Genomic DNA, 20,028 nt, shown 5'->3' with positions numbered 1-20,028 from the left:
CATGATCGAGAAGGTGTACCTCGCCAAACCGCGCGGCTTCTGCGCCGGGGTGGTCATGGCGATTCAGGCGGTCGAGCGCGCCGCCGCGCAGGAGGCCCGGCCCGTGACGGTGTATCACTCCATCGTTCACAACCACACGGTCGTCGAGCGGCTCAAGGAAGGCGGCAACGTGCACTTCGTCGAAGATCTGGACACGGTGGACGCCCTGCCGGAAAACGGCGAGACGGTCATTTTCAGCGCGCACGGCATCAGCCCGGCGGTGCGCGAGCGGGCGCGGACGTTGGGGCTGGCGACCATCGACGCGACCTGTCCCCTCGTGACCAAGGTGCACACCGAGGCCAAGAAGTACGCCCGCGAGGGCTACACCATCCTCCTCATCGGGGACAGCGCGCGCCACCAGGAAGTGATCGGCACGCGCGGCGAGGCGCCCGAACACACCGTGCTGGTGGGCGTGCTCGGCAAGAGCGGCGAGGGCCTGCACGACCCCTACACCGTCGAGGTGCCCGATCCCGAGCGCCTGGTCGTCCTCACCCAGACCACCCTGAGCGTGGATGACACCCGGCGCACCGTGGACGTGCTCAAGGCCCGCTTTCCGGCGCTGCACGTGCCGCCCAGCGAGGACCTGTGCTACGCCACGAAAAACCGCCAGGACGCCGTGAAGAGCATCGCGCCGAACGTGGACGCCTTCCTGGTCCTGACGAGCACGCACAGCAGCAACGGCATGAGGCTGCTGGAACTCGCCGCCGAGACCTGCGGGCGCGCCGAGCGTCTGGAGACGGCGGCCGACCTCGCGGGCCTGGACCTCGGCGGCGTGCGGTCGGTGGGCATCACGAGCGCGGCGAGCACCCCCGACGACCTCGTGCAGGAGGTCGTGGCACATTTCCGCCGGCTCAATCCGGCACTGGAAATCGTAGAGGAGGGCGAGTGGGAGAACATCGAGTTCCGCACGCCCAAAAAGATCCTGCCCACGCAGGAGCTGCCGCGCACGATGAGGTGAGGCATGGTTGACAGGGCCGCAGCTCTTGGCAAGGTGCTCCAGAACTTTCCTGAATTTGACAACTTCAGGGACATCTACTGGGGAAATGACAATGAGGACGAGATGCCATTTTGTCTTGACATGGCACGACTTGGAGATTACGTATGGGAAGAGTCTGTCAGATCTCCAGATTTCAATACATTGAGTTTAAAAGCTTGATCGGAAATCTCATATCCGAAGGCGACGACTATGTGTGTTATTGCGTAGACGTATGCCTCATAGACAAACTAGACCAAAGGGATAACGAAACTGCCGACACCGATTTGACAAAGAGGTGACTAATGGAAATGAGTCCGCTTCTCGAAGAAAGAAGTGTCTACTGGCGAACCAAGCGCAAAAAAATGTTCGGCCTCGAATAGACGGCCTTCCCTGCTGCCTATCCCCTGACCTGACCCTCGCCGCGTACTACCCATTTGGTCGTCGTGAGTTCGCGCAGGCCCATCGGTCCCCGGGCGTGCAATTTCTGGGTGCTGATGGCAACCTCGGCCCCCAGGCCCAGCTGCCCGCCGTCGTTGAAGCGGGGGCTGGCGTTGACCATCACGGCGGCGCTGTCCACGTCCTGCACAAAGCGCTCGGCCTGCGCCGCGTCGCGGGTGAGGATCACGTCGGTGTGCCCGCCGCGCTCGGCGATGAAGTCGAGCGCCTCGTCCAGTCCAGCCACGACCTTCACGCTGGCGACCAGGGCCAGGAACTCGGTGCCGTAGTCGGTGTTGGCGGCGGGCACGGCGGTGAGGCCAGCAGCCCGGAGCACACCGAGGCTCTCGGCGTCGGCGCGCACTTCCGCGCCGTCCCCGAGCAGGGGCCGCAGCACGCCGGGCAGCGAATGGAGCGCCGCGCGGTCGATGAGCAGCGTGTCCAGGGCATTGCACGCACTGGGCTTCTGCACCTTGGCATTGCGGACGATGGCGGCGGCGCGCTCCACGTCGGCGGGGTCGTGGGTAAAGGACGCGTCGAGGTAGATGTGCACCACGCCGATGCCCCCCACGATGACCGGCACGGTCGCGTTCTCGACGCAGAAGCGGTGCAGCCCCGCTCCGCCACGCGGAATGATCGCGTCCACGTACTCGTCGAGGCGCAGCAGGTCGAGCATCCGCTCGCGCGCCGGGTCGCGGATGACCTGCACGGCGGCCGCCGGGAGGTCCTGGGCCTCCAGCGCCGCGCGGATGGCGTCCTCCAGCGCCGCATTGCTGTGCACCGTCTCCTTGCCGCCGCGCAGGATGGCCGCGTTGCCGCTCATGAGGGCCAGGGCGGCCACGTCCACCGTCACATTCGGGCGACTCTCGTAGATGACGCCCAGCACACCCAGCGGCACGCGCCGCCGCGACACCTCGATGCCGCTGGACTGGCGCTGCGTTTCGGTCTGTTCGCCCACCGGGTCGGGCAGCGCGGCGACGGCCTCCACATCGGCGGCGATGGCGACCAGCGACGCGGCGTTCAGGCGCAGACGGTCCACCATATGGGCGGGCAGGCCTGAGGCCTCGGCGGCCGCTACGTCACGGGCGTTCGCGGCCAGGATCTCGGCCTCGCGGGCGCGCAACTCGCGGGCGATGGCGAGCAGGGCCTCCGCCTTGCGCGCGGTGGGCAGCGAGCGTAGGGTGCGTCCCGCCTGTCTGGCCCGCCGGCCCATCTCCCGGATGCTGATCTGTTCGGCCACGGTCATGCCCCCAGTCTAGAGCGCGTCCCTTCCCCAATTTCGGCGCTGTCCACACCTGCCGTCTCCCGGATCGATGCCGGGCCCTGAGCGCGTCCCCAGCAGAACGGACGCCCTTGACTGGTCCAGCTGCGCAGGAGAGGACGCCTGCCCGCGTCTTGGGCAGAACGGACTCGCCTGGGCAAGCCTGCCCGCCTCCCCCGTCCGGCCTCACCTCAGAGCCGCACCAGGTCGTCGCGGTGGACCGCCTCGGGGCCGTAGGTGAAGCCCAGCACCCCCTCGATCTCACGCGAGTGGCGCCCCGCGATGCGCGCGAGGTCGCCCGAGCGGTAGCGTGTCAGGCCGCGGCCGATCTCGTGGCCGTCGGGAGCGACGAGGCGCACGGTCTGGCCGCGCTCGAACTCGCCCTCGACCGCGCGGATGCCTGCCGGAAGCAGGCTGCCGCCACGCCCCGCGACCGCCTGCGCCGCGCCCTCATCGAGCAGCACGCGCCCAGCAGCGATCTCGGCCAGAATCCAGCGCTTGCGGGCCTCCAGGCGGGTGCCGTGCGCCAGGAACCGGGTACCCAGGGCCTCGCCCGCCATGATGCGCTCCAACGCGCCCTCCAGGTCGCCGGGCGCCAGCACTAGGGGCGTGCCCGCGCGGGTGGCGATCTCGGCGGCCTGAATCTTGGTGCGCATCCCACCCGTGCCCCGGTGACTGCCCGCGCCGCCCGCCAGCGCCCAGATCTCGGGGGTCACGCGCTCGACGACCGGAATCAGGGTGGCGTGGGGGTCTTGCCGGGGGTCGGCAGTGTACAGGCCCGGCGCGTCGGTCAGGATGACCAGCAGGTCGGCCTCGACCAGGTTCGCCACGAAGGCCGAGAGAGTGTCGTTATCGCCGAGCTTGAGCTGCCCGGTCGCCACGGCGTCGTTCTCGTTGATGATCGGCAGGACGCCGCGCGTGAGGCAGCCCTCCAGCGTGGTGCGCGCGTTGAGATACCGGGTGCGGTCACGGAAGTCGTCGGCGGTGAGCAGCACCTGCGCTACGTTGACACCGTACAGCTCGGCCATCAGGGCGTACAGGTGCATCAGGCGGCCCTGGCCCACCGCCGCCAGGAGCTGTTTTTCGGCGAGGGTGCGGTCGCGCGGCGGAAAGCCCAGCGTCTCCCAGCCGGCGAGCACGGCGCCGCTGGTGACGAGCACGACCTCGTGCCCCCCGGCGCGCACCGCCGCCATGCCCCGCATGAGTTCGACGAGGCGGGGCCGGTGCAGCCGGTCGGTGCCCCCCGTGAGGACGCTGGTGCCGAGTTTCAGGACGACGCGCATATGGCGCCCATGCTAGGGCCAGGGCGGGCCGGGGCGCACCGGTGGCGCAGACAGGCGCCCCGCCGCACTCAGCCCACCGGCCCCGGCTCCGCGTGGGCTGACCTGCCCGTCAGGCTGATGCCCGCGCTCGCCACCACCACGCACAGCAGCGCGGCAACCTGCAGGGAGGTCAGGCGCTCGCCCAGGAACAGCAGGCCGCTCAGAGCGGCGAGGGCCGGTTCCAGACTCATCAGGACGCCGAAGACCCGGGTCGGAATGGTCCGCAGCGCCCGCATCTCCAGCGTGTAGGGCAGGGCGCTGGAGAGCACCGCGACCGCCAGCCCCGCCAGCAGGAGTTGCGGGTGCGCCAGCAGCCCCTGTCCCCCCTGCACCGCGCCGAAGGGCAGGGCGACGGCGGCGGCCACGATCATGCCCGCGACCACGCCGGTCGTGCCGGGCACGCGCCGCGCGACCGCGCCCCCCACCACGATGTACCCGGCCCACAGCGCCCCGGCACCCAGCGCCAGGGCGACGCCCGGCAGGCTGAGACTGCCCTCGCCCCCGTGAGGCGCGATGAGGACGATACCCAGGGCCGCGAGCGCCACCCACACGAAATCCAGGGCCCGCCGCGAGAGGACCAGCGACAGCACCAGCGGTCCCACGAACTCGAAGGTGACGGCCAGGCCCAGCGGCAGGTACTTCAGCGAGGCGTAAAAGGTCAGGTTCATCAGGCCCAGGGCCGCGCCGTAGGGCACGATGGCCGCCCAGTCGGCGCGAGTCAGGCTGCGCAGGGAGGGCCGGAACACGGCGAACAGCAGCGCCGCCGCCAGCCCCACCCGCAGCGCCGTGGTGCCGGCGGGTCCGAGGGCCGGAAACAGCGATTTGGCGAAGGCCGCGCCCCCCTGAATGCTGAGCATCGCGAGGACGAGCGACGGCAGGGGCGGTAGGGATAGGCGTGGCGAAGGCATCGGGGAGCCATTATGCGCGGCGCGTCCGGCGGCCGGGCGGCGGGCAACGGGGCGACCCCGCTCCCAGCCACCTCTACCCCTCCTCCGAGCTACACCTTTTGCACCGAATGGATGAGGCCCCAAGCCCGTGAAAGGTTAGCCTGAACAGGAGAGCACCGAAATAAGCGGAGGAGGCCGCTGACGCAACGGTCAGCGGTCCCCCCATCAACGTTCTTTCTGGCGGCTCAGGCCCACTTGATCAGGCCGGTTTCCAGCTCGTTGCTCAGTCCGCTGATTTCGGGAATCATCCGCACGCCCAGCGAGTACAGACCGCTGTCGGGCAGGGGCACCTCGGCACTGTAGACGTTGCCCTCGCCGTGCGCCAGCGCCACGCGGTGCTGAACGTCGCCGCGCATCAGCACGGCCTCGACCTTCAATTCGTCGGGACGGATGCCGGCCGGGTTCACGGTGGCGCTGACCTTCACCGTCTCGCCGGGTCGGGCGGTCGGGGGCAGGTCGGCGTGGGCACTGATCTGGGTGTGGGGCCACTGCTGGCGCACCCAGGTCTTCCAGGAGGCGATGTGGCGGGCGCGGGCGCTGTCGTCGGCCGCAATCTCGGCGCCGCGCTTCGAGAGCGGCACGTAGTACTGGCGCACGTAGTCGATGACCTGACGCTGCATCGAGAACCGGGGGCTGACCGTCTCGATGGACCGGCGGACCGTATGCGCCCAGCTCGCGTCGCCCTCACCCTCGCCGTAGTAGCGCGGCACGATCTCGTCTTCGAGGGCCGAGTACAGGCTGAAGGCGTCGGCGTCGTCCTGCACGTTCAGGTCGGCGTACTCGCGCTCCTCGCCGATGGGCCAGCCGTTGGTGCTGTCGTAGCCCTCACGCCACCAGCCGTCGAGCACGCTGAGATTGGGCGAGCCGTTGAAGCTGGCCTTCATGCCGCTCGTGCCCGAGGCCTCCAGCGGGCGCCGGGGGTTGTTCAGCCAGATGTCCACGCCCTGCACGAGGTGGCGTGCCACGTTCATGTCGTAGTTTTCCAGGATGACGATCTTGCCTCGGAACTCGGGCTCCTGCGAGACGCGGTAGATCTCCTGGATGAAGGCCTTGCCGGGGTTGTCGGCCGGGTGCGCCTTGCCCGCGAACACGAACTGCACCGGATGCTCGGGGTGGTTCACGATGCGCGCCAGACGTTCCTTGTCCCGGAACAGCAGCGTGGCGCGCTTGTAGGTGGCGAATCGGCGGGCAAAGCCGATGGTCAGCGCGTCTTCCCGCAGCAGGGTGTCGGTGGCGGCCACGTCGGCGGCCGAGGCCCCGTTGCGCAGCATCTGCTCACGCTGCCGGGCACGCACGAAGGCGACCATCTCGCGCTTCATCTCGCGCTGCACGCCTGCGAGCTGCGTGTCGCTCAGGTTCTCGACCGCCTGCCACATGTCCTCGTCTTCCAGCCGCTCGGTCCAGTCGCCGGGCAGCACCGTCGAGAGCAGGTCGCGCATGGGCTGACTCGTGAAAGTCAGGTTGTGCGCCCCGTTGGTGACGTGGCCGATGGGCACCTCCTGCGGCGCGGCGCCGGGGTACAGGAAGTTCCACATGTCGCGGCTGACCTCGCCGTGCAGCTCCGAGACGCCGTTGGCCGCGCGGCTCAGGCGCAGCGCGAAGACGGTCATCGAGAAGCTGGGCACGAGGTGGCCGTCCCACATCTGGTCGTGGCGGGCCAGGCCGTACAGGTCGTCGCGGCCCGTGCGCAGCAGGCCCGGCCACTCGCCGATGTAGCGGTCCATCAGGTCGTAGGTAAAGGCGTCGTTGCCCGCCGCCACCGGGGTGTGGGTGGTGAACAGGGTGCTGCTGGCGGTCGTCTCCATGGCCGTGGCGAAATCCAGGCCGGACTCCACGTACTCGCGCATCCGCTCCAGGCCCATCAAGGCCGCGTGGCCCTCGTTCATGTGGTACACGCTGGCCGGCACGTCCAGGGCACGCAGGGCGCGCACGCCGGCCACGCCCAGCAGCACGTACTGCTGCACGCGCAGTTCCTGGTTGCCGCCGTACAGGCGGGCGGTCAGCTTGCGGTCCTCCTCGCTGTTCTCGGGCACGTTGGCGTCGAGCAGCAGCACGCGGATGCGGCCCACCTGGAGGGTCCAGACCCGCACTGCGACCTCACGCCCGCCGATGCGCACGCGCACCCGCACGTCCTCGCCCGAGGCCGACCGGGCCGGCTGGATGGGCAGGGTGGTCAGGTCGAGCTCGTCGTAGGCCTCGTTCTGCCAGCCCTCCTTGTCGAACAGCTGGCGGAAGTAGCCCTGATGAAACAGCATTCCGACGGCCGTGAAGGGCAGCCCCAGGTCCGAAGCACTCTTGCAGTGGTCGCCCGCCAGCACACCCAGACCGCCCGAGTAGATGGGCAGCGACTCGTGAAAGGCGTACTCCATGCTGAAATAGGCGACCGGCTTGAGGTCGGTCGCGTTCTTCGTCACCCAGGTGTCCTTCTTGCCCATGTAGGCGTCGAAGTCGGCCATGACCGCCTCGTAGCGCGCCAGGTACGCCGGGTCGGCGGCGGCCGCGGTCAGGCGGGCCTGCGGCACTTCGAGTAGCAGGCGCACCGGGTTGCGTTGGAAGCGCTCCCAAGTGTCGTGGTCGAGGTCGGCGTAGAGGCTCTGGGCGTGGGGGGTCCACGACCAGTAGAGGTTATAGGCCAACTCCGAGAGCCGCGCGATTGCGGGCGGCAACTGCGGCAGCACCGTGACTTTTCCGATGACGTTCATACCCGCTGAGCTTACACCACGTCACCTGGGGTCGCGGGCGGGCAGTAAAGACGTGTAGAACGCGAAATCCGGGAACCTGCGCGGGGGGCTGGTGCCCGCACTGCCACGGGTGAGATACTCGCCTGTAACCGGCCCCCCGCCGCGCTGTTCCGGCGAGGGGAGGTTCGGGCCGCCACGAGTCCCACCGCAGCCCCGACCCAGCCTGCCGCGTCACACCGGAGCCGTTGCCGCCGCATCAGGACGACCGGACCCCTCGCAGGATCCGGTCGCCACGTCAGCCGCTCAGGTCAGAATCAGTTCAGGCGGGTGATGCGGTTGGCCGGGCCAGGGGTGACGGTGTTGGCCTTGAGGTAGTTCTGGAAGGCGTCGAGGTCCACGTCGCCGCCGGTGCGGTTCGTACCCTGGGCGAAGGCCGTGAAGCCGTCGCCGCCGTCGGCGAGGAAGTTGTTCAGGGTGACGCGGTAGCTGGCGGCCGGGTCGAGGGCCACGCCGTTCAGGCGGACGTTGCTGACCTTGCTGCCCTTGGCGGCAGCGTTGTCCCAGGTGTAGGTGAAGCCCTGGCTGACCTGGAGAATGCGGTTCTGGCCAGTGGCAGGGTTGTCGAACTGCTGCTCCAGGGCGGCCTTGATCTGCGCGCCGGTCAGGGTGATGACCTGCATGATGTTGCCGAAGGGCTGCACCGTGAACACGTCGCCGTAGGTCACGGTCTTGCCCGGGTTGGGCACGCTGACCGGCAGGTCGGCGCGGATGCCGCCGGGATTCATGAACGCGATGACGGCGCTGCCCTTGGCGGCCGAGGACGCGGCGGCGAGCTGGGAATCGGCGATCACGTCGCCCAGCACGCTCTCGCCGGCCGAGTTGGCCGTGCGGGTGATCTGCTCGACGCCCAGCGTGGCCACGACCTGCTTGCCGAGCGGATCGGTGATGGTTTTGGCCTTGTTCACCAGGGTGGTCATCGCGGCGTTCTTGGGCAGGGTCGCGGCGTCCACGACCACGTTGCTGGCCTTCAGGCTCTCCAGGCGGTGGTTGGCGATGTCCACGCGCAGGTCGAGGCGCTGGAGCAGGTGGCCGTAGGAGTCGCCCTGGATCACGGTGCGGTCCTTGCCGTCGGGGCCGGGAATCTGGCAGTTGTAGCCCCGGTGGGTATGACCGGTCATGACCGCGCCGATGGAGGCGTCGAGGCCCTGGGCGATCTTGACGATGTCGCCGCTCAGGGTCTTGCAGTTCACCACGTCGAAGGCGTCGGTGCTGGACCCGCCCTGATGCACGAGCGCGATAATGGCGTCGGGACTCTGCGCCTTGATCTCAGGCATGACCTTGTTGATGCTGGCGACCTCGTCCTCGAAGCTCAGGCCCGCCACGCCGGTCGGGGTCACGACGGTCGGGGTGTCCTTGAGGACCGCGCCCACGAAAGCGATCTTGGCCGTGCCCACCGTGACCATCTTGTAGGCGGGGAACACCGGCTTGCCCGTCGCCGTGTCGATGACGTTCGCGGCGATGTAGGAGTAGCCCGCGCCGGGGAAGGTGTTCTCGAACTTGCAGGCCCGCTCGGGCGCGTTGCTGTCGCAGCCGCCCTTCTGGAAGCGCTGGAGTTCCTTGAGACCGTTGTCGAACTCGTGGTTGCCCACCACGTTCACGGCCATGCCAAGCTGGCTCAGGGCGTCCACGGTCGGCTCGTCGCGCAGCAGGGCGCTGATCAGGGGACTGGCACCGGTCATGTCGCCCACGCCCACGAACACAGTGTTGGGGTTTTCCTTGCGCGCCGTGTCCAGGATGCCGCCGATGGTCTCGATGCCGCCGGCCTGCACCGTCAGGGTCTTGGTGCGGTCGGCGGGGTCGGGCACCCGGAAGCTCGTCGGCAGCAGGTTGCCGTGGAAGTCATTGACGCCGATCACGGTGACGTTCTGGTAGACAGGGGTCGGGGGAACGAGGGTCAGGTCTCCGATGTTCGCCGAGCAGCCACCGAGAACCAGCGCAAGCCCCACATATGCAACGTTGTTCTTCATGTGCGTCTCAGTGTAGACAGATTTGTCAGGCGACGGTGAAGACGCCTTCACCTGGGCGGCCTGCTTTCCCGGACAGCCGCGAGCAGCTCGCACCCTTCAGGCCAGGGCGTCCCGCACCGCGCCAAAAAACGCCTCGGGCGCCTCAGTGCTCCCCTGGGCCAGTTCGGCGCGGCCGCCGCCCCGGCCGCCTGTCACGGCCAGGGCCGCGCGCAGCACCTCACCCGCCCGCACCGCCGGAGTGGCCGAGGCGACGCCGCAGCGCCCGCCCGGCGCCAGGACCAGCAGCACCTCGCCGGCCGGAACCGCCGCGAGCGCGGGAGCGAGCAGCGCGGCGTCGGGGAGCGTCAGGGCGCGCACACTCAGTGTGCCCAGCGTCTCGGCGGGCTGGGCCGCCACCAGCGCCCCGGCGAGCGCGGCCCGCAGGCTCTCGGCCTCGGCGCGCAGGGTGAGCAGCTCGGCTCCCAGGGCGCCGACCCGCTCACCCACCCGGTCGACCGGCACACTGAGGCTCTGGGCCAGCGCGCGCGTCCCCCGGTACACGCCGCTCAGGTACTCGGCCGCCTCCTCGCCCGCCATGAAGGTCACGCGGGTCAGGCCACTCTTGATGCGTTCGGTGCGCAGCACGGCGACCGGGGCGACCTGCGCCGCGCGCGGCACATGGGTTCCCCCGCAGGCGCTCACGTCGAAGAAGTCGCCCGCCGCGTCCCGGAAGATCACCAGCCGCACCTGCCCGCGCACCTTGGTCTCGCGGCGCAGCGGGTAGCGGTCCAAGTCGGCCTCGTCCACGACAGGCGTCTCCAGCGTCAGGTCGTCCCGGCCCAGGGTCACGCGCAGCAGAGCCTCGGCGGCGCGCACGTCAGCCTCGGTTGGGTCGCCGCGCAGGTCGAGGTGACACTCGGGGCCGGTCATGCTCACAGCTGCCACCTCGAAGGCGGGGTTCACCCGCGCGAAGGCCTGGGCCAGCAGGTGCTCGCCGCTGTGGCGCTGCATGTGGCGGGCACGCCGCGCGGCGTCCACCTCACCGCCCACGGTCGTGCCGGGCAGGGGCAGGGCCGCGCCGGGCGCGAGGCGGTGCCACACCTCGCTGCTGGCCTTGTCCTTACGGGTGTCCTCGACGGCCGCCTCGCCGCCCGCCCACACCAGCCGCCCCGCGTCGCCGCTCTGGCCGCCGCCCTCGGGGTAGAAGGCCGTACGGTCGAGCATGACCTCGGGCGTGCCCCCACTCTCCCCCACTGCCCGCACCTCGGCGGTGAAGGTCAGGGCCTGCCCGTCCTGGCCCGGCCGGTGGTACAGGGCCACGGTCATGCGCGCTCGTCCAGAGGTGCGGTGTCTGTCAGAGGGACAGCATCGCGGGTCCGCTCGCCGCCCACGTCGCCGGTGTTCACGGTCGTTGCCGGCTCGAACAGCAGCACCCAGCACTCCTCGGCGGCGTCGGGGCAGTGGCGCACGCCGCGCGGCACCACCAGCAGCTCGCCCTCGCGCACGGTGCGGGTCGGGCCGTCCTCGAAGTGCATCAGGAGTTCGCCGCGCTGCACGAGAAACAGTTCGTCTTCGCCCTCGTGCGCGTGCATCACGAAACGGCCCTGAATTCGGGCGAGCTTGACCATCTGCCCATTGAGTTCGGCCGCGACGCGCGGCGCGTAGGTTTCGGTGAAGCCGGCAAAGGCGGCGGCGAGATTGAGCGGCTCCGGCACGGTCATGGCGCCAGTCTAGGGAAGTCGCAGCGGGAATGACGAGTTCCTGGGAAGGCGCCGGAATCTCTGCACTTTTGCGGCGACATTCTCTACCCGGCCGGCGCTTCTTGGGCAGAAGGGACGCCCTTGAGAAAGATCGGCGGCGGCCCATTGAGCGGAAGGGCCAGGCAGGGCAGCGGACCGCGTCACCGCCGCCCCAGCACGCAGCTGCTCAGGCGTTGTAGGTCGTGCTGGCCGTATCGCCGCCGCGCCCGGTCCAGTTGGTGTGGTGGAACTCGCCGCGCGGGCCGTCCACCCGCTCATAGGTATGCGCGCCGAAGTAGTCGCGCTGCGCCTGGATGAGGTTGGCGGGGAGGCGGGCCGTGCGGTAGCCGTCATAGTAGGCCAGGGCGCTGGCGAAGGCCGGCACCGGCACGCCGCCCAGGGCCGCCGACGCGACAACCCGGCGCCACGCCTCCTGGTGCTCGCCCACCGCCTCGCGGAAGTAGGGCGCGAGCAGCAGGTTGGGCAACGCGGGGTCGGCGGCATAGGCCTCCTTGATGCGGTCGAGGAACTGTGCCCGGATGATGCACCCGCCGCGCCACATCATGGCGATGGCCCCGAAGTCCAGCGTCCAGCCGGCGTCGGCCGCCGCGAGCCGCAGAAGCTGGAAGCCCTGGGCATACGCCGCGATCTTGGAGGCGTACAGCGCCCGGCGCACCTCCTCCACGAAGGCCACGCGGTCAGGGACGGGCACGGCGGCCGGACCGCGCAGCTCGGCGCTCGCGGCCACCCGTTCTTCCTTCAGGGCGCTCATGGCGCGGGCGTACACCGCCTCGGTGATCGTCGCGGCGGGACTGCCGGCGTCCAGGGCGGCCACGCTGGTCCACTTGCCGGTGCCCTTCTGGCCCGCGGCGTCCAGAATCTGGTCCACCAACGGCTCGCCGGTCCGGTCGTCGGTCTTGGTCAGGATGTCGGCCGTGATCTCGATGAGGTACGAGTTCAGCTCGCCCCGGTTCCACTCGGCGAAGACCTGCGCCGTCTCCTGCGCGCTCAGGCCACCCTGAGCGCGCAGGAGGTGGTAGCTCTCGGCGATCATCTGCATGTCGGCGTACTCGATGCCGTTGTGCACCATCTTCACGAAATGCCCGGCGCCCTCCGGCCCCACCCAGTCGCAGCAGGGCGTGCCGTCTGCGACGCGCGCCGCGATGCCCTGAAAGATGGGGCGCACCGCCTCCCACGCCGCCGGGTTGCCGCCGGGCATGATACTGGGACCGGTCAGGGCGCCTTCCTCGCCGCCACTGACTCCGGTACCGACGAACAGCAGCCCGTCCTTGTCCAGCTCACGCGTGCGGCGCGTCGAGTCGGCCGGGTGGCTGTTGCCCCCGTCGATGATGATGTCGCCCGGCTCCAGCAGGGGCCGCAGGTGCGCGATGAATTCGTCGACCGGCGCGCCCGCCTTGACCATCAGCATGACCTTGCGCGGCCGCTTGAGGAGCCCCACGAAACCCTCCAGCGACTCGGCCCCCACGACGGTCTTGCCGCTGGCCCGGCCTGCCGTGAAGCCAGTCACGCGGCTCACCGTGCGGTTGAAGGCCGCGACCGTAAAGCCCCGGCTCGCCATGTTCAGGATCAAGTTCTCGCCCATGACCGCCAGCCCGATCACGCCGATATCGGCTACAGGAGTGAGGGTCGGGACAGGGTCGGCCACGGTCTGCGTCATGGCGGTCAGCGTAAGGCACTACTCATGAGGAGCCGGGCGGGCTGTCGAGAGGACAGCAAAGAAAAATGACTCTCGTCTCGCCGGCCGGGACTCTGGAGTGGGCGGCCACATTGCTCCTCAAGGTGGACCAGAACCAGCTCCGCGTCCTTCTGGCGGGGCGGCCCCGTGGGGCTCGGCATCCTGCGTGTGGTGGACATTGCCCTTTCCCGAGGACGGTCAGGGCGTCTCTGGAGAAGGGCCCGGAGCCGCGTCAGCGGGCGGCCCGGACGTGAGCTCACGGACCAGGGCGCGCAGGTTGGCCTCGGTGGCCGCCAGCAGTTCGGGGCTGACGCGGGCGAACAGGGCGACATAGGTATCGCTGAAGGCGGTGTCCATCCGCGCGAGGTGATCGCGGCCCAGGTCGGTCAGGGTCAGGAGCTTCTCGCGGCGGTTGTCCGGGTTCTCGGCCCGCCCGATCAGTTCCCGGCGCACGAGGCGCTCAGCCAGGTGGCTCGCGGCCGGCAGGCTCAGGCTGGTGCACTGGGCCAGGGCGGTCACGGTCATCTCGCCGTCGCGCAGCTGGTGCAGCGCCGCCACCTGCGAGAACGACAGTTCCTGCTCCTGTTTCTCGTCCTGCATGTTGCGCATGACGCCTCCGCTCACCAAGCGGTGCATCGCCCGGACCGCTTGCCCCAGGCGCCGAGCGAGCTCTTCGGGGTCGGGTGGGGGGCCAGGGGCTGGGTGGTCTCGGACGCTCATCCTTCCAACCCTGCAACCCTCCTGGGAAGAGAACTCCGGACCAGCTCACACTTGCACCCGGAGCAGGCTGCAACGGCCGCGCAACGGGCGAGTACCTAGCGTGGGGCGCGCCGGCTTCACACTGCGCCACAAGGGAGACCGTCATGCAGAACAGGGTGGACTATTCGGTCGAGATGCGGTTCACGCCGTCCTGTCCGCGGGACGCCGCAGGCCCCCCTCCCCTCCTGCATGCGGGCACGTTGCTGCTAGGGGTTTCAGTGGTCGGGGAGGCCACGGCCTGCCTGTGCGGCGACGGGGTCCAGGCCGAGCTGAGGCTTGTATGCCGCCGCGCTCCCCACGGTCACGTGCAGCTCAGCGGGCAGGCGTGGCTGTCGGAGGGCACAGCACCGGCGCCGGCGGGTTCCGGCGCGGCCGGGGCTCAGGCCGCGCCCGGAGGCCGGACCTTCCGATTCAAACTGGCCCCTGGCGAGACGCGGCCCTGCGTCCTGCGGCTCGGGCCGCCTCCCGCCGGGGGACCTGGTGCCGAGATCCGGCTGTGGGCGAGCAACGTGACGCTGGACACCGATCCCAGCGGCAGCATCGCCGCCCGCGCCGCGATGCTGGGGGTAGGGCTGACCGGCGCGGCCATCTCGGGCTGCGAGGCGGTGCCGGGCGGCCACCGTGTGCGCTACGAACACGCCGACATGTATTTCTCGCCCTCAGGCGGGGCACACGAGCTGTACGGAGCCGTGCGCGACAAGTACGGGGCGCTGGGTGGCCCTGACGGCGACCTCGGCCTGCCCCTTACCGGTATTCAGCACACCCCGGACGGCCAGGGCCGCTGCGCCCACTTCACGGGCGGGTCGGTGTACTGGCATCCGGACACCGGACCCATGGCGCTGCGCGGCACCCTGCGGGAGGCCTGGGGGGCGGCCGGCTGGGAACGCGGCCCCCTGGGCTATCCCACGAGCGACGATCTGACCACCGGCCACCAACCCCGGCGACGTTACGCCACCTTCCAAAACGGGGTCCTGCTCGCCCCGGACACCGGCGCACCGGCGCCCGCCCTCGCCGGTCTGAGCGCCGAGCAGGTGCGCGCCGCCCTCGACCGGGCCCTGCGCCGGGAGGCCGGCGACCTCCAGCCCGGCCCCCTGGCCCTGGTCGGGGTGTCGCTCACCGGCGCCGATTTCCAGCGCAGCCGGGGCCGGGTCCTCACCTTCCGTCTGACCGGTGGGGCAGAAGCGGGAAGCCCGAGCGGTTCCGGGTTTGCCGCCGACCTCCCACTTCTGTTCGAGGCAGTGCCGTCGCCCGACACCTCCGGCTGGACGCGGGTGCAGGCGCGGTTGTGCGGTCCGGCGCTGTTCCAGGCCGACGGCCCCGACCCGCACGGCACGGTCTGGCAGCTGCGCGAGGGGGTCGGCGCCGTGTTCGGTCGTCCTGCGGCGCTGTTCGAGGTGCCCGAGGCGGCCGGCTTCCTGGCCCTGACCGTCCTGCCCGGCGGCGCCCTCTCGCTGGCCTTCCGGCCGGACGTGCTCGGGCGCCTCGCCGCGCAGGCCGCGCAGGGGCAGCTCGACGACCTCCAGTTCTGGAACGGTGGACCGCGCCGGAGCGGGAGCGGCGACCCGATGCGCTAGATTCGGCCGCATGACCCTATACAGCGAGGTCAGCGCCTTCACCCGCACGCCGGGCCACGGCAACCGGGCGGGCGTGGTTCTGGACGCCGCAGGGCTCTCCGAAGGCGAGATGCAGCGTCTCGCCGCCTTCGTCGGCGCTCCCGAAACGGTCTTCGTGACCCGTATGGATGGAGAACTGGTGCGGGTGCGGTACTTCACGCCCACGCAGGAGGTGGCGTTCTGCGGCCACGCGACCGTGGCGCTGGGGCTGCTGCTGGCGCAGGAAGGCCACTGGGCCGGCGAGGCGCTGGCGCTGGACACCCTGATGGGCCGGGTGCCGCTGCGACTGCTGTGCGAGGCGGGCGTGCCCTGGCAGGTCTGGATGGAGCAGCCGCGCCACGAGTCCCGCCCGGTAGAACGCGAACGGCGCGCCGAGCTGGCCGCCGCCCTGGGCCTCGACTCGCGCATGATTCACCGGGGCCTGCCGCTGGCCGCCGCGAGCACGGGGCTGTGGAGCGTGTTCGTCCCGCTGCTCGACAGCGCCCTGCTCGACGCCCTGGAGCCGGACCTGGAAGCCATTGCGCAGCTCAGCCGCCACCTGGGCGTGGACAGCGTGTACGCCTACGCACCGCTCGGGGTCTCCCGGTTCGCCGCGCGCGACTTCGCCCCGGTGCTGGGCATTCCCGAAGACCCCGTGACCGGCAGTGCGGGCGGCGCCCTGCTGGGCCTGTTGGCCGCGCAGGGCCGCCTGCCGCTGCGCTCGGGCCGGGCCTGCGGCGTCATCTACCAGGGGCACGCGCTGGGCACCCCCGGCGAGGTTGAGGTGGAGGTCGAGGTACGCGGCGATCAAGTCGTGGCCGTCCATGTCGGCGGCTGCGCCACGGTGGAGCGCCAGGGCGTTTGGCCGCGCCGCTGACCGCCGGCCGACCCCGACATCCCCTGGACGTGAAGAAGCCGTGAGGAGAAGCTGTCCACCCCGCCCGGCCAGTCGCCCGACCACGGCCCCCTAGACTGGCGCCCATGTTGGGACTCATTTGTGTAGATGTAGACGGAACGCTGGTCGGCACCGGCAACGTGGTGCGGGACGACGTGTGGGCGGCGCTGGCGGACGCGCGCGCCCAGGGGGTACGCGTCGCGCTGTGCAGCGGCCGCCCGGCCATCGGCAACGCCCTGGACTACGCCCGGCGCCTGGACCCCGATGGCTGGCACGTCTTCCAGAACGGGGCGAGCGTGGTCAACGCCGAGACGGGCAAGAGCCTCTCGGAAGCGTTCCCGGAGGACGCCCTACCCCGCCTGATCGCCCACGCCCACGCCATGGACCGCCTGCTGGAGATCTATACCGATACCGAATTCGCCGTCACCAAGCCCGGCGACTACGCTCGGCGTCACGCCACGCTGCTGGGCGTGCCCTACACGCCGCGCGCGCCCGAGTCGCTGCAGGGCACGCGGGTCCGGGTGCAGTGGGTCGTGCCGCGCGCACAGGAGGCCGAGGTGGTGGGCGAGCCGCACGAAGGCCTGGACCTGCACCCGTCGGGCAGCCCGGTCATGCAGGACGTGATGTTCATCAGCGCGACCCGCGCCGGGGTCAGCAAGGGCAGCGCCGTGACCCGCATCGCCGGGCAGTACGGCATTCCACTGGAGCGCGTGATGATGGTGGGCGACGGCGAGAACGACGTGTCGGCCATGCGCGTGGTCGGGCACCCGGTGGCGATGGGCAACGGCGAACCCCCCGCCCTGGCCGCCGCCCGCTACACGGTTGCCCACGTGGACGACGGCGGCCTGCGCGAAGCCGTCGAACTGGCGATGCGCCTCTGATCCCGGCGAGACCCTGAATTCCAGTGAACTTCATAGATCAGCTCGAAACCTACGTGCAGCTCGGCGCGCGCTTCGTCTCGCACGCGGCCGAACTGGCGGCGGCCATCATCATTGCGGTGGCCGTCGCCGAGGCGCTGTGGCGCTCGCTGCTGGTCTTCGCCCGTCGTGACCGCGACGACGACGAGCGCAAAGAAAGCCTGCGCCTGGGCCTGGGCCGCTGGCTGGCGGTGTCGCTGGAATTCCTGCTCGCCGCCGATATCCTGCTCACGGCCATCGCGCCGTCGTGGGAGGACATCGGCAAGCTGGGAGCCATCGCCCTGATCCGCACTGCCCTGAACTATTTCCTACAGAAGGAGACCGAGGCGCAGGCGGGGCGACTCGACCGGCAGAAATAAGCGGTCCAGTCACGGGCAGAACCGCGCGTTCCCCTCAGTCGCCCAGGGCCGTGTTCACCGCGTCCACGATGCGCTCGCCATAGGCCGCGATGCGCTTTTCGCCTAGGCCCGGTACGCCCCGCAGCGCCCCCAGTGTGCGCGGCTGCGCCTGGGCCAGGGCCTCCAGCGCCGCGTTCGGGTACACCACGAAGGCGCTGTGCCCGCTCTCGCGCGACAGCTCGCGCCGCAGCTCGCGCAGGGCCTCGGCCACCTGCGGCGCGGCGCCGGGGTTGGGGGGCAGACCGGCCTCCGCCGCCAGCAGTGGCGAGGCGGCGACCGGACGTCCACGCAACCGGTCCAGAATCGCCGTGTTGTCCCGCGCGCCCTGCTCGGCGGGGGTGGCACTGGCAGGGATGCGGGTTGCCGCACCGTCCGCCGGATGGTCGCGCACGACCTGCAGCACCTCGTCGCCGTAGTCGGCCAGCTTGCGCGTGCCTACGCCGCTCACGGTGCCCAACGCGGCGTGGCTGCCGGGCCGCAGCTCGGCGATGCCCTTGAGGGTCGCGTCACTGAAGATCACGTAGGGGGGCACCGCCAGCGCGCGCGCCCGCTCTAGCCGCCACGCGCGCAGCGCCGCGAACAGCGGAGCGTCGGCCGGGGCCACCGGGGCCGCCCCGGCGCCGGCGCGGGCGCCGCGTTCACGCACGCGGGTCGCCGGTTGCAGGGCGTCCTCGCGCAGCAGCAGCGACTCCTCGCCGCGCAACAGGGCGCGCGCCTTGCCGGTCGCCGAGAGGCCGTGGTGTTCGCCCGCCGTCAGGTAGCCCAGGCTGACGAGCTGGCGCAGCACCCCGCGCCAGACCTTCTCGCCGTGCACTTTGCCCACCCCGAAGGTCGGCAGACTCTGGTGGCCCTGGCCCAGCACCTTCTCGGTGGCGTTGCCCAGCAGCACGTCGGTCAGGTAGGCGGCGCCGTAGCGGTTGCCGGTGCGGATGGCAGCCGACAGCGCCATCTGCGCCTCGCGGGTCATGTCGCGCACCTGCGGAGGATTCAGGCACACGTCGCAGTTGCCGCAGGGCCGCGGCAGTTCCTCGCCGAAATAGGCCAGCAGCACCTGGCGGCGGCAGGTCGCGGCCTCGCAGTAGGTCAGCAGGGCGTCGAGCTTGCCCGCCTCAACCCGCTTGACCTCCTCGGGCGCGTCGCTCTGCGAGAGCATCCGGCGCACGTTCACCACGTCGGCCAGGCCGTAGACCATCCAGGCCGTGCTGGGCAGGCCGTCGCGCCCGGCGCGGCCCGTCTCCTGGTAGTAGCCCTCCATGCTCTTGGGCAGGTCGAGGTGCGCGACGAAGCGCACGTTGGGCTTGTCGATGCCCATGCCGAAGGCGACTGTGGCGACCACGATGACGCCTTCTTCGTTCAGGAAGCGCTCCTGCGCCGAGTTACGCTCGCGCGGCGAGAGCCCCGCGTGGTAGGCCACCGCGTCCACGCCCTGGGTCTGGAGCCACTTCGCCGTCTCCTCGACCGACTTGCGCGACAGGCAGTAGATGATGCCCGCATCACCCATATGCTCAGCGCGGATGAAATCCAGAAGCTGCGTCTTGGGCCCCTCCTTGTTCGCCACCCGGTACTGAATGTTGGGGCGGTCGAACGAAGAGACGAACTGCGGCGCGTCCTCCAGCCCCAGCACCCGCAGGATGTCGGCGCGCGTGCGGTCGTCGGCGGTGGCGGTCAGGGCCAAGCGCGGGATATGGGGATACCGCGCGGGCAGCACGCCCAGGCCCTGGTACTCGGGCCGGAAGTCGTGGCCCCACTGCGACACGCAGTGCGCCTCGTCCACGGCGAACAGCGCCACCGGAGCGCGCTCCAGCAGGTCCAGCGTGCGCGGCAGCAGCAGGCGCTCGGGGGCGACGTACAGCAGGTCGAGTTCACCAGCCAGCAGCGCCGACTCGACCTCGCGCGCGCCCTCGGGGCTCAGCGTCGAGTTCAGGAAGGCGGCCCGCACGCCGAGCTGTCGCAGGGTATCCACCTGGTCCTTCATCAGGGCGATGAGGGGCGAGACGACCACCCCCACGCCGTCGCGCAGCAGGCTGGGCAACTGGTAGCACAAGCTCTTGCCGCCGCCGGTCGGCATCAGGACCAGGGCGTCGCCGCCGCCGGCCACCTGCTCGACGATCTCGCCCTGCACGCCCCGGAACTCGCCGTAGCCCCACACCGACTGGAGAACGTCGAGGGCGCGGCGGGTCAGGGAGGGGGGCGCGGCAGTCATCGCTCCAGCATAGCGCCTTTCTGCCCTGAACGTAATGCGGGCGTGCTCGTCTCTCCTGCCCCCAACCGTCGGCTCTGTGGAGGGGTAGACCGCCACAGGTCCCGCGTTCCGTCCTCAGGCCTTCCGACCGGTCTCTCCAGACACATATAGGGGCTTGGTCAC

The 20,028-nt window shown here is 70.5% G+C and carries 16 protein-coding genes; 6 read left to right on the top strand and 10 right to left on the bottom strand.

The genetic code is table 11. The features are described 5' to 3' along the window. Nucleotide 1 precedes the first annotated feature (1 nt). Both ispH and ASF71_RS23470 read left to right on the top strand, forming a co-directional pair. Nucleotides 2–997, top strand: a complete 996-nt coding sequence (ispH, locus tag ASF71_RS05045) for a 4-hydroxy-3-methylbut-2-enyl diphosphate reductase (RefSeq protein WP_056296007.1) — start codon at nt 2–4, stop codon at nt 995–997. A 3-nt stretch (nt 998–1,000) separates the two neighbouring features. Further along, complete coding sequence (locus tag ASF71_RS23470) at nt 1,001–1,195, top strand: hypothetical protein (RefSeq protein ID WP_156372617.1); 195 nt, start codon at nt 1,001–1,003, stop codon at nt 1,193–1,195. A 217-nt stretch (nt 1,196–1,412) separates the two neighbouring features. Here the strand turns inward: ASF71_RS23470 and ASF71_RS05040 are convergent, their stop codons facing one another. The 9 genes from ASF71_RS05040 to ASF71_RS05000 all read right to left on the bottom strand — a co-directional run bounded on the left by ASF71_RS05040 (nt 1,413) and on the right by ASF71_RS05000 (nt 13,711). Next, nucleotides 1,413–2,696, bottom strand: a complete 1,284-nt coding sequence (locus ASF71_RS05040) for a glutamate-5-semialdehyde dehydrogenase (protein WP_056296004.1) — start codon at nt 2,694–2,696, stop codon at nt 1,413–1,415. Between the two features lie 206 nt (nt 2,697–2,902). Beyond that, nucleotides 2,903–3,994 carry a glutamate 5-kinase gene (gene proB, locus ASF71_RS05035; protein WP_056296000.1) on the bottom strand — a complete coding sequence of 364 codons (1,092 nt, stop codon included), beginning with the start codon at nt 3,992–3,994 and terminating at the stop codon, nt 2,903–2,905. A 68-nt stretch (nt 3,995–4,062) separates the two neighbouring features. After that, entirely contained in the window at nt 4,063–4,941 is an 879-nt protein-coding gene (locus ASF71_RS05030) for a DMT family transporter (RefSeq protein ID WP_056295997.1), read from the bottom strand. A gap of 224 nt (nt 4,942–5,165) precedes the next feature. Further along, nucleotides 5,166–7,682: an alpha-glucan family phosphorylase gene (gene glgP, locus ASF71_RS05025; RefSeq protein ID WP_056295992.1), complete on the bottom strand. Its 2,517-nt coding sequence runs from the start codon at nt 7,680–7,682 to the stop codon at nt 5,166–5,168. Nucleotides 7,683–7,975: 293 nt separating this feature from the next. Further along, a complete protein-coding gene (locus tag ASF71_RS05020) occupies nt 7,976–9,688 on the bottom strand; it encodes a bifunctional UDP-sugar hydrolase/5'-nucleotidase (RefSeq protein WP_056295989.1) in 1,713 nt (570 codons plus the stop codon). A gap of 96 nt (nt 9,689–9,784) precedes the next feature. Continuing rightward, nucleotides 9,785–10,993: an alanine--tRNA ligase-related protein gene (locus ASF71_RS05015; RefSeq protein ID WP_056295986.1), complete on the bottom strand. Its 1,209-nt coding sequence runs from the start codon at nt 10,991–10,993 to the stop codon at nt 9,785–9,787. Continuing rightward, complete coding sequence (locus ASF71_RS05010; protein WP_056295982.1) at nt 10,990–11,388, bottom strand: cupin domain-containing protein; 399 nt, start codon at nt 11,386–11,388, stop codon at nt 10,990–10,992. The genes ASF71_RS05015 and ASF71_RS05010 overlap by 4 nt, the downstream gene beginning before the upstream one ends. A 205-nt stretch (nt 11,389–11,593) precedes the next feature. Further along, nucleotides 11,594–13,084, bottom strand: a complete 1,491-nt coding sequence (gene gnd / locus ASF71_RS05005; protein WP_056295979.1) for a decarboxylating NADP(+)-dependent phosphogluconate dehydrogenase — start codon at nt 13,082–13,084, stop codon at nt 11,594–11,596. 216 nt (nt 13,085–13,300) lie between these two features. After that, nucleotides 13,301–13,711, bottom strand: coding sequence for a MarR family transcriptional regulator (locus tag ASF71_RS05000; RefSeq protein WP_235514138.1), 411 nt, complete (start codon nt 13,709–13,711; stop codon nt 13,301–13,303). 254 nt (nt 13,712–13,965) lie between these two features. On the opposite strand from ASF71_RS05000, the gene ASF71_RS04995 reads away from it, so the two are divergent. From ASF71_RS04995 to ASF71_RS04980, 4 genes are all read left to right on the top strand, one after another. Next, nucleotides 13,966–15,435 (top strand): hypothetical protein, encoded by a 1,470-nt coding sequence (locus ASF71_RS04995; protein WP_082505556.1) that lies wholly within the window; start codon nt 13,966–13,968, stop codon nt 15,433–15,435. A gap of 10 nt (nt 15,436–15,445) precedes the next feature. Next, nucleotides 15,446–16,330: a PhzF family phenazine biosynthesis isomerase gene (locus tag ASF71_RS04990; protein WP_056295970.1), complete on the top strand. Its 885-nt coding sequence runs from the start codon at nt 15,446–15,448 to the stop codon at nt 16,328–16,330. Between the two features lie 104 nt (nt 16,331–16,434). After that, nucleotides 16,435–17,229: a Cof-type HAD-IIB family hydrolase gene (locus ASF71_RS04985; RefSeq protein WP_056295967.1), complete on the top strand. Its 795-nt coding sequence runs from the start codon at nt 16,435–16,437 to the stop codon at nt 17,227–17,229. 23 nt (nt 17,230–17,252) lie between these two features. Continuing rightward, nucleotides 17,253–17,624 (top strand): DUF1622 domain-containing protein, encoded by a 372-nt coding sequence (locus tag ASF71_RS04980; RefSeq protein ID WP_369814956.1) that lies wholly within the window; start codon nt 17,253–17,255, stop codon nt 17,622–17,624. A gap of 34 nt (nt 17,625–17,658) precedes the next feature. Here ASF71_RS04980 and recQ read toward each other — a convergent pair whose 3' ends face one another. Continuing rightward, on the bottom strand, nt 17,659–19,866 hold the full coding sequence (recQ, locus tag ASF71_RS04975; RefSeq protein ID WP_056295963.1) for a DNA helicase RecQ: 2,208 nt from the start codon (nt 19,864–19,866) through the stop codon (nt 17,659–17,661). Nucleotides 19,867–20,028: the final 162 nt, after the last annotated feature.

This window comes from Deinococcus sp. Leaf326, assembly GCF_001424185.1.
Taxonomy (GTDB): Bacteria; Deinococcota; Deinococci; order Deinococcales; family Deinococcaceae; genus Deinococcus.
Note: the sequence above shows the minus strand (reverse complement) of the source record. Positions and strands in the feature narration are given on the sequence as shown.

Excerpts from the sequence above, each read along its gene's own strand:
- ispH (WP_056296007.1), top strand. The coding sequence starts at position 2 with ATGATCGAGAAGGTGTACCTCGCCAAACCGCGCGGCTTCTGCGCCGGG.
- ASF71_RS23470 (WP_156372617.1), top strand. The coding sequence starts at position 1,001 with ATGGTTGACAGGGCCGCAGCTCTTGGCAAGGTGCTCCAGAACTTTCCT.
- ASF71_RS05040 (WP_056296004.1), bottom strand. The coding sequence starts at position 2,696 with ATGACCGTGGCCGAACAGATCAGCATCCGGGAGATGGGCCGGCGGGCC.
- proB (WP_056296000.1), bottom strand. The coding sequence starts at position 3,994 with ATGCGCGTCGTCCTGAAACTCGGCACCAGCGTCCTCACGGGGGGCACC.
- ASF71_RS05030 (WP_056295997.1), bottom strand. The coding sequence starts at position 4,941 with ATGCCTTCGCCACGCCTATCCCTACCGCCCCTGCCGTCGCTCGTCCTC.
- glgP (WP_056295992.1), bottom strand. The coding sequence starts at position 7,682 with ATGAACGTCATCGGAAAAGTCACGGTGCTGCCGCAGTTGCCGCCCGCA.
- ASF71_RS05020 (WP_056295989.1), bottom strand. The coding sequence starts at position 9,688 with ATGAAGAACAACGTTGCATATGTGGGGCTTGCGCTGGTTCTCGGTGGC.
- ASF71_RS05015 (WP_056295986.1), bottom strand. The coding sequence starts at position 10,993 with ATGACCGTGGCCCTGTACCACCGGCCGGGCCAGGACGGGCAGGCCCTG.
- ASF71_RS05010 (WP_056295982.1), bottom strand. The coding sequence starts at position 11,388 with ATGACCGTGCCGGAGCCGCTCAATCTCGCCGCCGCCTTTGCCGGCTTC.
- gnd (WP_056295979.1), bottom strand. The coding sequence starts at position 13,084 with ATGACGCAGACCGTGGCCGACCCTGTCCCGACCCTCACTCCTGTAGCC.
- ASF71_RS05000 (WP_235514138.1), bottom strand. The coding sequence starts at position 13,711 with ATGCGCAACATGCAGGACGAGAAACAGGAGCAGGAACTGTCGTTCTCG.
- ASF71_RS04995 (WP_082505556.1), top strand. The coding sequence starts at position 13,966 with ATGCAGAACAGGGTGGACTATTCGGTCGAGATGCGGTTCACGCCGTCC.
- ASF71_RS04990 (WP_056295970.1), top strand. The coding sequence starts at position 15,446 with ATGACCCTATACAGCGAGGTCAGCGCCTTCACCCGCACGCCGGGCCAC.
- ASF71_RS04985 (WP_056295967.1), top strand. The coding sequence starts at position 16,435 with ATGTTGGGACTCATTTGTGTAGATGTAGACGGAACGCTGGTCGGCACC.
- recQ (WP_056295963.1), bottom strand. The coding sequence starts at position 19,866 with ATGACTGCCGCGCCCCCCTCCCTGACCCGCCGCGCCCTCGACGTTCTC.